General features: G+C 53.6%; 12 protein-coding genes. All 12 read right to left on the bottom strand.

The window, feature by feature from the left end:
* Nucleotides 1-147: 147 nt before the first annotated feature.
* The 12 genes from RCH91_RS13105 to tssF all read right to left on the bottom strand — a co-directional run bounded on the left by RCH91_RS13105 (nt 148) and on the right by tssF (nt 12,510).
* The gene (locus RCH91_RS13105; RefSeq protein ID WP_306535411.1) at nt 148-411 is read right to left on the bottom strand and encodes a hypothetical protein; all 264 of its coding nucleotides are present in this window, start codon (nt 409-411) and stop codon (nt 148-150) included.
* 6 nt (nt 412-417) lie between these two features.
* On the bottom strand, nt 418-1,623 hold the full coding sequence (locus RCH91_RS13110) for a hypothetical protein (protein WP_306535412.1): 1,206 nt from the start codon (nt 1,621-1,623) through the stop codon (nt 418-420).
* 5 nt (nt 1,624-1,628) lie between these two features.
* Nucleotides 1,629-3,512, bottom strand: a complete 1,884-nt coding sequence (locus RCH91_RS13115; RefSeq protein ID WP_306535413.1) for an amidohydrolase family protein — start codon at nt 3,510-3,512, stop codon at nt 1,629-1,631.
* Entirely contained in the window at nt 3,509-3,886 is a 378-nt protein-coding gene (locus RCH91_RS13120) for a hypothetical protein (RefSeq protein ID WP_306535414.1), read from the bottom strand. Before RCH91_RS13120 ends, RCH91_RS13115 begins: the two co-directional genes overlap by 4 nt.
* A 51-nt stretch (nt 3,887-3,937) precedes the next feature.
* Entirely contained in the window at nt 3,938-4,318 is a 381-nt protein-coding gene (locus RCH91_RS13125; RefSeq protein WP_306535415.1) for a DUF4150 domain-containing protein, read from the bottom strand.
* Nucleotides 4,319-4,358: 40 nt separating this feature from the next.
* Nucleotides 4,359-5,402, bottom strand: a complete 1,044-nt coding sequence (locus RCH91_RS13130; protein WP_306535416.1) for a 3-oxoacyl-ACP synthase — start codon at nt 5,400-5,402, stop codon at nt 4,359-4,361.
* On the bottom strand, nt 5,399-6,652 hold the full coding sequence (locus RCH91_RS13135; protein ID WP_306535417.1) for a TIGR02270 family protein: 1,254 nt from the start codon (nt 6,650-6,652) through the stop codon (nt 5,399-5,401). Before RCH91_RS13135 ends, RCH91_RS13130 begins: the two co-directional genes overlap by 4 nt.
* A gap of 22 nt (nt 6,653-6,674) precedes the next feature.
* A complete protein-coding gene (locus RCH91_RS13140) occupies nt 6,675-7,175 on the bottom strand; it encodes a DUF6484 domain-containing protein (RefSeq protein ID WP_306535418.1) in 501 nt (166 codons plus the stop codon).
* A gap of 39 nt (nt 7,176-7,214) precedes the next feature.
* Nucleotides 7,215-9,350, bottom strand: a complete 2,136-nt coding sequence (locus tag RCH91_RS13145) for a type VI secretion system Vgr family protein (protein ID WP_306535419.1) — start codon at nt 9,348-9,350, stop codon at nt 7,215-7,217.
* A gap of 10 nt (nt 9,351-9,360) precedes the next feature.
* A complete protein-coding gene (locus tag RCH91_RS13150) occupies nt 9,361-10,287 on the bottom strand; it encodes a hypothetical protein (protein ID WP_306535420.1) in 927 nt (308 codons plus the stop codon).
* Between the two features lie 2 nt (nt 10,288-10,289).
* A complete protein-coding gene (locus RCH91_RS13155) occupies nt 10,290-10,712 on the bottom strand; it encodes a hypothetical protein (RefSeq protein ID WP_306535421.1) in 423 nt (140 codons plus the stop codon).
* A gap of 73 nt (nt 10,713-10,785) precedes the next feature.
* Nucleotides 10,786-12,510: a type VI secretion system baseplate subunit TssF gene (tssF, locus tag RCH91_RS13160; protein WP_306535422.1), complete on the bottom strand. Its 1,725-nt coding sequence runs from the start codon at nt 12,508-12,510 to the stop codon at nt 10,786-10,788.
* Nucleotides 12,511-12,617 lie beyond the last annotated feature (107 nt).

Here is a 12,617-nt window from a genome sequence, read left to right on the forward strand (position 1 = left end):
GATTGCATCGCCACCCTCCTGTGAAGTCAGAAAGGTAGCACCCGAAACGAATTCAAATCGAAAAAAGAACAATTATGTCAAAGAGCTATAAGAATCAGTTGGTTACAGAAGTACATTCGAACTTTACCGGACAGTAGTGAAGTGATTTTAACACAGGATATCCTTTATGATAATGGCTAGACTCAAAAGTATCCCTCTCAACCAACACAAGAAGGGTAAGCTGATCTTGAAGGTTTGTGCGGACAATGATACGGTTCTTGCTTGGTAATCTTTTTCTTCATATAAATACGTTGAATCCATTTTATTTCCTCCATGAACGCTGTCGGCAAGCACCACACCAAAGCAGGCAGCGATGGCCAGGTGGCGAAAGATGCGCCGGGCAACGCTCATGAAGTCTATTTTTATCGTCATAACAGACTACTTTCCCAGCCCCTGGCGCTTTTCTTTGGCCAGCTTTTCCAGGTCCTTCTGCACGACGTAATCGTGGAACGACATCTTGCCCTTTTGCGGGAAGTCCCGGATTTCCAGATCCCATCGGTAGATTTTGTCCAAACTCGATCCGACAAAACCCGTAGGGTTGGAGGTCCAGGCAAATTTCCCTTCATTGAAATATGTGTCTGCCAGCAGGATGGGCGAGCCCAGATAATGGGGGTATTTATCGGAGACGGGCATGAGGTAAGTCTGCTTAGGTTCAGGATAATCCTTTTGGAAGGCAACCCATTTGCCGTCAGGTGAGAATGAAACATAGTCCACGCCTCTAATTAACCAACGAGGCGCGTCGCTTCTATCTTTGTTCCAATTTATAAAGGTCGCTCCTTTCTTCCCTCCATAGAGATAGGCAAAAGGCAGATATGGATGGATGGCAATTCTTGAAAAGTCTATTTGGTCCTTGTACTTCTTTACCACAGCCTCCAGCGGATGATCAGCCGGTTCCAGCTTCATGTTGTAGACATGTAGTTTTTTTTCGTCAAATTCCCACAAAAAAACCCTGTCTTTGGTTGTTGTCCATATTGTACCAGCGGGCTTAAATACTTCCTTTATCACCTTGTGTTTGTCATCACTCAAATCAATCAATTGTAAAAAGTTGTCTGAATCGAATGGGTTTTTGGCATTACGTTTCTGCGATTCGATTTCAAACAGAAACCGTTTGCGTTCTGGATCGGCTAAAGCGATCTTTTGAATGTATTGTGTAATCGGAAAGACTATGCGGTACTCGCGGTGCAGTTTCTTTTTGAAGTCAAACAACAGGAAACGCCGAACCTGGCCGTAGCCCAAGATATCCTTTGCGGTTTGCGAAACAAACTCTCCGCTGCCGCTCATGTCGTCCGCTGCATTGCGGAAGTAGCGGTCGTAATCGATCTTCCCCTTGGGAAAGGAGATGATGGTAACGGCATTGCCCATATCGTTGCTCCCCACGGAATTGTCGAAGGGGACCGGAAACAAGGAGACATTGCGGTAACTACCGAACAGACCGCCGCTGATCTTGAATACTTGAGGTGGTAACGATGCGGCTTTTTTGATGTCTTCTTTTTCATACAAATGCGTAGATTCCATGCTGTTTCCTCCAAAAGCGTTAGCAGAAAGCAGAAGAATACAGGAAATTGTCCTGAAGATCCGTTTCATGCAGTTCATGGTGTCTCCTTATAAATGACATGGCCCTGATTGGCAGCTTTGATCCAGGCAGCCTCTTTGCGAATCTCGTCAATTTGTTCTTCATCAAAAGGCTTAAGCACTTCTCGAATCTTTTTATCCTTTGCCCGCATCTCAATGATATTCTCCGCAATCCGTCCAATCTGCTGATCCAGCCGATAGAAGCGGTAGGGGTTATACTGGGTGAAGGCGGGCCAGAGGCTTGTGTCGAAGTCATCCAGGAACTTCTTGGTCTCCGTGCAGTAGTCCCACAGATTCTTGCCCACGAAGGGAGCGCTGTAGACAAAGGTCATGTACCAGTCGGTGCCGAACAGGATGCGGTCTTTGATTTTGGGGTGTTTCTGGATAATGGCTTTGAAATCCTTGCGAAACCCGCTGTCGGCAAATGATGACGAGATGTCGGTGTAGAGGTTGGGATACTCCCCGCTTTCGATCATCTCGATGATTTGCCGGTTCCATTCCATGCCCAGGTCGGTGGGTCCGCCGAAGTGGGCCAGACAGAGGTACAGGTTATTAAACGCTACACACCCCTGTTCATCCTCCAGTTCAGCTCCTCCGTCCAGCAGCTTCTTCCAGGCCTGGGGGGAGACGAAGTGCCTGCTGAAGTAGTCCGATTTTTTGTCCTGCTTCTGTTTCCGGTCATTCTCCCCGTCGAGGGGGTGTTCAAAAGCGTAATATTCATCTCGCTCGTAGGCGGCAGCCCCTTTCGGGGTGCAGTGGTTCAGGATGGGAATGCCGCGCAGACAGCATTTGGCGTAGAAATCCTTCAGAATCGGCAACCGCGGATCCCAGGGGCGATACCCTTGGGCGGTGTACATCTTGAACCCCAGGTAGAGCCCCTTGTCTCCAACCTTGTCAAGCACCTCGGTGGCGTTTTTCTCCAGATGCCAGCGGCGGGGGTCGAAGTGGTACATGGGGAGAAGCTTCAGAGGATACTTCACGACCGCACGCTCGGTGTATTGCATCTGCTTTATCCAGTTTTCGTACAGCTCGGTTTCCTTGTCCTGCATCAGCACCGGCGCGGCGACTATTTTCAGTTCCCTGGCATTGCCTTTATCGTCCAGGTAGGCGGCGGTTATTCCCTCTATTTGTGCCTCTTCCTGGTATTTTTCAAATTCCTTCGGCATCAGGTGCTTTTCTGTGGTATCCGCCTGTTTGTCCCGCTTTACATAGACGCTTTTGTCACGCGGGGACTTCACCCACTCGCCGTGCTGCGGCGTCCAGTAAGCACAGGGCTTGTTCGCATCGATGTCTTCCCGTTTCTCGTAAAGAGGGTTGTAGACTTTGAGGCCGAAGTAGCCGTCAATGTGGCAGTATTCCATGTCCATGGTCATGACTACGCTGGTGAAGACAAGGTGGGGGACATCCTGGTAGAGGGCTTCCTTCATGAAATAGCTGGCAAGAACCTTCTCGCGCTCCAGAATGAAGTCTTCGGCAACATCGATGGTATTTTTCTTCTGCTCTGCAACCAGATCAATTACGGGCGAGGCTTGCAGGATGCCTTCATCCGGGTTTTTGGAACCATTATTGAACAACCGGGATGCCGCGCGCGCCGGTGCCCAGACAGGCTCGAACAAAAGCGTAAAGATAGCGCCAAGGGTCAGACCGCTCCATTCTATCCACCCCCGGGAAGCGGAGGTCGCCGTCTGCAGCATGGCCACGGGTTGCGGCCCCTGATCCCTGACGAACTGCAGAGGAGCGCAGCGCCCGCTCTGTATGTGCATGTGGGAATCGACAATAATGGTGGGCTTATAGATACTGATGGTGTGGACCTCGCCGCACATCATGTCGGGCTTGACGTGCTGGAGAACCTTTCCTTTGGGATCGTTTTGCTCTATTCGCTTGTTGCCGGCATTTGTCACGGGTTGTCCTCAGGGAGTTTGGTTTTCACTACTGCAGTCCGGTTGTAGAACAGGTTGTATTTGTTGTTAAGGGCGGCTTCTTCCGGTTCGAAGATGACCTCGAACTTTGCGTTGGCTTCCTGATCTACCAGTTCTAGTATTCCGTTGTCATCGGTAACCTTGTCCACGATGCTGCCATCCGGCATCTTGATTTTAAACTTTCTGCCTCCGATCGGTTTGTTATCTTCGTGACCAAGCTTGAAAGTACGGCTTTTCTCATCGTAGGTTTCCCACGAAAGATGTTCCACCACCTTAAGGCGAAAGGTATTTTTGTCGGGCACAACTTTCTGCTCGCCGGTCGACTGGCCGGCATTGGAATCGTTATTCACTCCCATGATTTGCGCTCTCCCGAAAACTGTGGCGATGCGGCCGAGGAAACCTCGTGCTTACATGGCGTTTTTATTGTTCTGCGTCATGGGGTCGGAGTTGCGGCATGCCCCTTTCCCCTCGATCTTGACATCGAATGAGTAGTTGATGAACTCGGCTTTGTCCTTTATGGTGCCGGACCTCACCCCTTTTTTGCTCCCCGGCTCATCGCCAGTGCTTGTCTTGTAGCAGCACCCGTCGATTGCGCCCATGGTACCGTCGATCTTCACCGTTTTTGTGCCATCGGCGAGACTGGCCGATCCGGCGACATTGGTATAGGGTATCGGCACTACGGAAGAGCCCATGGGGGTTAGGCAGACATCGGGGCCGCTCACAACTACCGCTCCGCTGCCTTTGTTGGTAATACCCTGCCCGTTAGCGAATACCGATGATTTTCCCATTTAGATGCTCCTCCTGCGTTATCACTCCAAGTTGCGCAGCTTACTGCCCCTTTTCCAATACCAGGGCGCCGCATGGCCCGTGGTCATCGGAACAGGACACGAGGACAGGAGAAGGCAGCCAGCCGCGGACAAACCCTTGCGTGGCAATGTTCGCCATAACCACGCCGCTGGCGGCGCCAATGTCGCCGTAACAATTGGCAGGGGTCCAAAGCCGCCTGTTTTCATCCGGCCTCTCGAAGCAGCGCATTTCGGCCATGCTCCATTCCCTGGCCCGGGAGTTTTCACCGTTAAGGTCGTTGAACACCGCGCCGACTTCCTTTTCCCGCAGCCCGTTCAGGGCAGCATGGCATGCCTCGGTCAGCCCGCTGTTTCGACCGAGGGAGCCCGATGCCCGCGGCACAGGTTCCCTTGCCACCCCAAGCCCCGCGACGTGTGCAAGGATTCGCCTCCCCGCCTCTTTTGCCCCCGCCCGGCCTTCAACGATCATAAATCCGACCGCCTCCCCGGCAATGAGGCCCTGATGGCGGCCATAGTTTCCGGATTTGAGGCGATTGTCTTTCTCGAACCAGTTCAGGGTTGAAGTTCTTAACAATGAATCGACCCCGCCGATGATGCACACTGTGCCGGGGGTGTTCCCGATCAGTCTACCGGCCTGGTCAATGGCGTACATCAACGATGCGTTTCCTCGGGGGACGACTTGATAATCAGCCTTGTCCGCCCATTTACCGATGATCCCGAACAGCGGAAACAGGCAGCTTTCTTCATAGCGCGGACCCGGCCGCTCTTCGGAGGCTACGCCCAGAAAGAGGTGGACGTGCGAAGGTCTTCGCCCGTCGTGCTGAAAATATTTATCCAGCATGCTTGCAAGACAAACACCGGCGATACCGGCCATACGCTGAGGAGTATCCCATCCCTCATTGATCCCCCTTATTTGCGCCACTGTTATCGGGTTGTCGTTTCTGTCGAGATACTCGTCGTACTCGGTAAAGCGCGAGATTCCCCCCCGGACGGAGGCTGCGGTCAATCGGCCGTCATGCCCTACGGCAGTTATGCTGTTTACCGCGGTGATCACAAGTTCGTTCATAGGACGGAAATCCCTTGGCGCTGCCTCGAAGCCGGTGCGCGGACTTCAAAAAGAGGCTTTCCCGGATTCAGCAGGGCCAGTTCTAAGGCGGCTGCTGCCCGCTGGCGCTGAAGGCCGACCTGGAGAATCACCCGGAGAGATTCTGCCGATACGGGCTTTCCAAGAAGGTGACGGGTACCGCTTGGGAAACGGCCGCTGTTCTTGTCCCACCATTCGAAAATCAGCTCAGTATCGGGCCAGGGAAGGTCGTCATCGGCATCCATGGCAACGTTATGGTCTTTCGGATCATCATTGGGTCCGGCATTGAATCCTTCGGGCCGCGTGCCGCTTAACTCTTCAAGTTCAATATCGACGCCTGTTATCATGGTGAACGCTTCACCTGCAACCCTTGCGAGCGCTGGTGTCTTCATCCGTTCTATGAGCCAGGGGATAAGAACAGGATCGCCTGCTGCTCCGGCGCCGATCGTTGCAAACCTGAAGGTTGCAAGCGATTGTGCCAGCTCCCGCTGCCATGCAAGGGCGTCTGCGCAGCGCATGCACCGAACTGAAACATCCAGGGCTTTTTCGGAATACGGGGATTCGGGAGTGACGAAACTTTTCAATACCTCCACGGCCTTGCCTGTTCCGGCAAGAGACGCGGACCAAGCAGCACAAAAGCGGATTTCGTCGTCGTCATCTGTCAAGTAGTCTTGCAGCCTTAAACCGTTCAGTTCACCGCCTCTTCCCAATTCTCCATACGCACGAAGCCCTCGGGCAATCAATGGCGGGAACGTATCGTTCACGGCCTTGTTCAGATGACGGCCAGGGGCATGGCGATGGACGGCGCCGGCAGCTATGCCGATGTAACGGCGAAACGAGGATTCATCGGCAAGGAATCTGCTTATATGGAGCTCGGCACGTTCAAACGGCAGCCATCCCAGAGCGGAAATAACAGCGCCGGCCTTGGCTCGATCCTCCCCCACCGTCTCCATGACTTCATGGATGCGGTCATTGTCTCCGCAGTCAAAGGCCAAAACTGCCGGAACGAACACCCCTTCGACAACGCCGCCCCCAAGCTGAGACCGGCAGATCTCCCACGACGCCTCTTCACCCACGCGCAATCCGTCGACCTGCGCCTCCAGCCTTTCATCGAACCGGTCGAGGTCGTCCAGGGAAAAGTGCGGCGCATGAACGACCTTGGCGCGAAGAAACCAGAGAAACGCCGCCTCATCGGCAAATTGTTGCAGTATGCCCGTCATTGTCGAATTCATCTATTGAGGGAGCCCTTATGATTCAGTTGATTCCGACGGAGGCGCCTCTGATTTTGTTCTCGCCCGATGACTGGCTGAGCAGGTAAGCCCCCTTGATGATCACCTTTCCGGCGCTGGTGAGAACGATGCTGGCTTTCCCGCATTTGAGTTCGATTTCTTCTTGCGCATCAAAGGTAATCCGTTTCCCGTCGATGGTCGCTTCGTTTGGAACGGCCGCCTCAGGCTCGACCGTTGTCGCCTCGGCAATCTCATCGAGCAGTGAGTACATGGTGTCAACAATGATAGGCTGTGCGGGATCGTTGTTCTCAAATGCCAACAGCACTTCCTTGCCGGCGGGGCTGCCGTTGCCCGTTATCCGACTCTTCGCTGAGCTGGTGATCCGGGCAGCGATAGGACCAAGGGAATTTTCCGGGTAATCGACAATAAAGCGGTTGTCCGCCACGGAAACGATGCGGCCGATGCGAAGCCCTTCCGACAGAGAGGTGTAATTTGCCGACAAAACAGCTGAATCCTTTTTTCTCAAATCGCTTCTCCGAATTATTGGGATAGCCCCGAACTCCGGTCAGTTTGTGAAGACCTTGCTCGCCTTGATTGTTATGCTGCTGCCATCCATGACAATGGTTGAAGAGCCGGCCTTGAGCGTAATTTTAGGGGCTTCGATGACATACTCATTCGCTTTAGCGTAATATTTCGCACTGGTGGTTTCCGTGTAATTGCCGCCGGTATTGGTGGTTCGGTCGCCTGTTACGTTTTCAATCATGTTATTGCCGACGAACACCGCCTTCGCCAGTCCGACCTCTTCCGTCTTTGCCCCGGCCACGGTCTCGTTCATGACGCCGCCAACCGCAACCTGGTAGAGCCCGCCGATAGCAAGTTCCTTCGCGCCGCCGATCATTTCAAGCGAATTTATGCCGACCCTCTCGTTTTTGAAGCCGCCTACACTCAGGGTCATGTTGGCGCCGATGGTTTCGTTGTGGTTTGCCCCCACCTGAATGGTCTTGTCGACGCCAATGGTTTCGCTCTGATTTACCCCGACCGTTTTTGAACGATTGTTGCCGACGGTCAAGCTCTCGTCCCGTCCGACAGTCTGCCCCTTGTCATTCTTGACCAGGATGTTCCAGTCCTTCTCGCTCTGGAGGTAGATCTCCTCGCTTCCCTTCTTGTCGTCGAAGCGGAGTTCGTGGTAGTTGTCGCGGCTGCCGTTGGGGTAGCTGCGGGTGCGGATGCCGCTCTGGGTCTTGTTGGCGGGGAGGTCGTAGTTGGGCCGCATGTTCTCGTTGACGTTGCTGCCGATGATGATGGGGTAGTCCATGTCACCGTTCACAAAGGCGACGAGCACTTCGTCACCTACCCGGGGGATGAACTGGCTTCCCTCGAAACCACTGTTCCAGAACTGGGCGACCCGGAGCCAGCACGAGGTCTTTTCATCTCCCTTTCCTTCACGGTCCCAGGGGAACTGCACTTTCACCCGGCCGTACTGGTCGGGGTAAATCTCCTCGCCCGGAGGTCCGGTGACCCGGGCGGTCTGGATGCCGGGAATTGTCGGCTTGGAGGTGATACGCTCCGGCCGGTAGGTGGCCGTTGCCGGGATGGCGAGGAAGGTGTTGCCGTAGTGCGTCGGTGACTGGCTGGCGTTTTCGCCAAGAACCTGGGGCTGGCGACCGGTGTGGATGACCTCGACGAGGAGATAGTTGTCGTTCAGAAGGTTTGTTGAGTGATCGGTCAGGGTGAATGTTGCGCCGGGGACGAGCCGTGGGCAAAAGCTCTGCCCCCTTGCCTTGTCTTTCAGGGAGTGGATCTCCTGCAGGCGCACCTTTGCAAGCTGATCTCCGCGGCCGGTTTCGCCGTAAGGCCCCGGGTATTCGTAGACTTCAAGGGCGGTTTCCTCTTCCCCTTCGTTCTCAGTGGATATATCAAGGGTCGGGGTTTTGAAATTGTAGTTGCGATGGGTGAACTTTCCGGAACGGACCCGCTCCGAGCGATAAAAGGCGAAAACGCTTTCATTCTCGGCGGCCAGGCCGTCGTTGGTGTTGAATGTAACTGCAGAATTCCCCCTGATCTCCTGGTAGTAGGCCGGGGTGTCGCAGAAAACGAGGACATGTTTATCCTCGCTATGCTCAAAAAAGTAAAAAATCCCTTCCTCTTCCAGGAGTCGGGAGATGAAGTGAAGGTCATTTTCCTCGAATTGGGTGCAGAACTTGCGGGGGATCTTTTCCCGCTCCAGACGGAATTCAAAGCGATCGCCGGCGATGCTGTGCTCCTTGAGGATGGTTGAAACGATTTCCTCGATGGTTGTATGCTGGAAGATCCGGCAGTTCGTCCGCACGGAGAGGAGCCACAGGTACGGCACCACCTGTGCCCTGTAGAAATGATGGACACCGTTACTTCCCGAGTGGCGAAGCTTGCGAATAACGCCGTGAAAATAGCGGTCGGGCTGATCCAAGATTTCCTGATGCCCTTTGATGGTGAGGACGGCCTCCTTGAGTTTAACCTCGGCAAAAGTGAGTTCGGTCTCGCTTGCCAGGGTCAGATCGACTTGAAAGAGTGCCGATATTTCCTCGCTGGCCTTGAAATTGAGGACTGCGACGTCGGCGTTTGCGCCCTGTATTTCAAAGAGGAACTTAGCCTCCGAGGCGGAGCGCATGAAGGTGAGAGCGGCTGAGGCGACACCGGCGGCTGGTTGATTGAATTGACTCATGGTGACTCCTCTATCTCGACAATTCTTTGAAGTTTTTCCAGAAACTTGATTCGTTCAAGAACTTAAGGTTTTTGGTTTTATGGTAGTTTTCGGCCGCCTGCATCGCTTCTTTGGCGGCGTTCTTAACTGAGGCAGCATATTTGACAGGACACTGATTTACACCGATTTCCGCCGGAGCTTTTCTGACGAGGTTTTCCGCGATAAGGAACAGGGAAGAACGGAGCAAGTCGAGAGATTGCTCTCTCCGATTCATATAACTGCACATCGAGTTGTAGAGCTGTTGCTTACTTGCCAGCTGTACTGTTCGATCCTTGTAGTAACCACGAGCGGTTTTCACAACATAGACTACCAAATCTTTTTCAAGAGTGATCTTCGGCCAGTAGACGTGGATAAAGAAGCAGTTATAGGCATTGAAGGAGTCGTTCGTTTTGAGAAAAGTGACCAGTCCCTTGGTGATAGACTCTTGATAGGCGGAAAAGCTCTTATTGCCACACCCTTCCTTGAAGGTTTCGTATGCCTTAGCGGATTGACCCAGGGAGTGTTCGACGTAAGATTTCATGAAGTAGAGGAGCGCATTGTCAGTATCATAATGGAGGGCCTTACCAATTGACTCAAGTGCTTCCTTCAAGTGCTTCTTGTCATTTGATCGTATGTAGCTAACGATCTTGTCGTTAGCCCGGTAGAGATACAATGCCTGGGGATTGCTCGACCGATCGACAGCTTTGGCGTCGAAATTGCCATTGACCATAAAATCAACGAGCAATGTTTCAAAATCATTAGGGCCAAATTTGAGAGAAGCTTTGATCTTTGCTTTGAGAAATTGGTTGTTTAGATAAGTTTCCTGTGCCGACGCAGAAGTTGGGGTGAATGCCGTCAGAGCAATAAAAAGGAGGAGGAATAATGCGAAAAACTTACTGAAAATTCGTTGATCGGTCATGATCATTTTCCCAGCCTGTCGATTTCGTTTTGTGTTTCCTGATTGTGGTTGTAGATACCCTGTGTTGCTTTCATCAACATGCCACTGTCTTCCACCTGCGGTATGTGAGGATCTAGCCCGGAATGCTTCTTAATTATGTCATTCATGCCTTTCAAAAGGTAATTAATGGCCTTTTTACCTTCTGGAGGGGTTGGTTGTGTCGGATCTTTCGCCTCGATGGTGTCCAGTTTTCTGAAAAATTCAACCTCGGGCGATTTAAGCATCCTTTTCCCGATCTCATATAATTCCAAAAGATCATCAATAAGGGACTCTTTTGATCCTTGCGGGTCGGGGTGACGATTCGGCGCGCGATGGCGCCCTCCGTATTCGTTGCTTCTCTTTACGTCACGAACCTTCGGATGTCCGTATTTGCCACCTCTTTCCATAAATCGCCTTCCTCTCCTTTTATCTCACAGAGTATTCGTCGGATGTCCACGTCACCTTGGGCAGCGTCGAGTCTCATACCAACGGCTGCTCGCCCGGCCGTGCCTTCCAGCAATATCGAAAATTGCCGCTTGAGTCTTCGACAATCAGCTGCACAAGAGTATTTCCCGTGGCAAAGCCGCCGATAAACCTCTCAAGAGCGCAACCGAACAGGTAGAGATCCCCAAGGCTGCCATAGTTGCTGCTGTCGAGCGTGACAATTACTTCCATTCCCCGCCACGGCCTGGCCCGGTACATAAAATCCCGCCCGCGGGCAGTGACTGCCACGATTCCGCGGATACGTTCCAGATTTCGGGAGACTCCCTCCCGATCACGCCGCGTTGCCGCCGCGCACGTTTCGAGGATACTACGCAGGTTTTCGGCGCTGGAAAGGGCCGCCTTGCTCATGGCGCTCAGGGAATAGAGGCTCCAGAGCCGATTCGCCTCCAGAGGCGGATCAGCGGCAGGTGTAAGGGAAGTTATGTTAGCGATTTGGATGCTTTCGGGGATGTCGGCAGTACGGACACAGACATCCCCCATCCCCAGGCGCTCCGGCAGACGGCCATTGGTGCAGATGAGGTGGGCGCTCACGGTTTCCTCAGCCGGTTCCGGACGATTCAACTCGATAAAGACGGCGGCGCCTGACGCCAGGGGACGACTTCTGACAATGGTCCGGAAGGTGGCCTCGTTGCTCCGACCGTAGCCGGGAACCTGCTGGAATTTGTAGGCCCGCTTGCGCATTCCGTTCTTGAGGAGCCCCGTGGCGCCGACAACGGACCAGACTTGATTATGCCCTTTCCCCTTGCCGGATGGCTGAATTGCGTAGACATGGGCGTCGTCCGAGACAGGGATCGGGTCCGAATCCTGGGGGAAGAGGTTCACCGCGTGGGCGGCGGAAAGGACAAAAACCGACTTGTCAACGACAGGAGGGGGGACTGGCAGTTCATTCTTGAGGGCGAACGTGATTTCGAATCTGGTGCCGTCGCCGCGCTCTTTCCAGCCCTCCAATCCCCCCAGCTCGACAAAGAGGAACTGTTCGGGGGAGGTGAAGTAATCGCTGAGGGCTCGCAGGCCTGGGAACGCGGAAGGGATGCCGGCGACACCATCTTCACTCTCTCCGGTACCGAAAGTCTTCAGCTTCTCGGGGGAGATAGAGCAAAGCTGACCATCATCAAGAGCTTTGATTGAAATGGATTCAAGATGACGGGTAAGCAGAAGATGAACATTCGCCGCATTGGCGAAGCTCCCTCCGAGGAAAAACCGCAATGACTCTACTTTCCAATCGGAAAGACGGATACCGTTCAATACGAGGGTAAGCCGAATCGAGGGGCGATATCCCGCGGGCTGGGTGAAAACCGCATCCGTCAGGATGAGGGGATGGACCATAACGTTGGAGCTGGTCCTGAAGTGACAGACCGTCCCCTCTACCGGCACGGAAGCAATGCATGCTCCGGCCGGTATGGCCAGAGATTGGCGCAAGGCAGGGCTCGGCGTGAAGGCGACAATGGTCGACGCGGGGGTCGGTCGCAGCCATTGAGGGTGAATCCTCTCGATCAGGGGATGGATGATCTCGGGATAGTCGTCATCAAGCCTTTCCCGCACCTGTGCCGAGAGGAACCCCGTCCCCTCCAAGAGCCGTTCGATATCGGGATCGGCCTGGGCTCCGTCCATGAGTGGCGCAAGTTCGGGATGGGCGGAGACGAAATCGTGTGCCCTTTCCTTGAGCTTGTGAAGTTCTTCCTGAAAACGTCGTGTGATCATTGAGAGCCGCCAGGGGGACCGGCACGGTGAAGTGCGTACTGTGGATTTTCAGGCTCTAAATGAGCGGGGCATAATGTGGTCTATTTTATGGCCGCTGTCAAGACCCG

Source organism: Geobacter sp. (assembly GCF_030834625.1).
Taxonomy (GTDB): domain Bacteria; phylum Desulfobacterota; class Desulfuromonadia; order Geobacterales; family Geobacteraceae; genus Geobacter.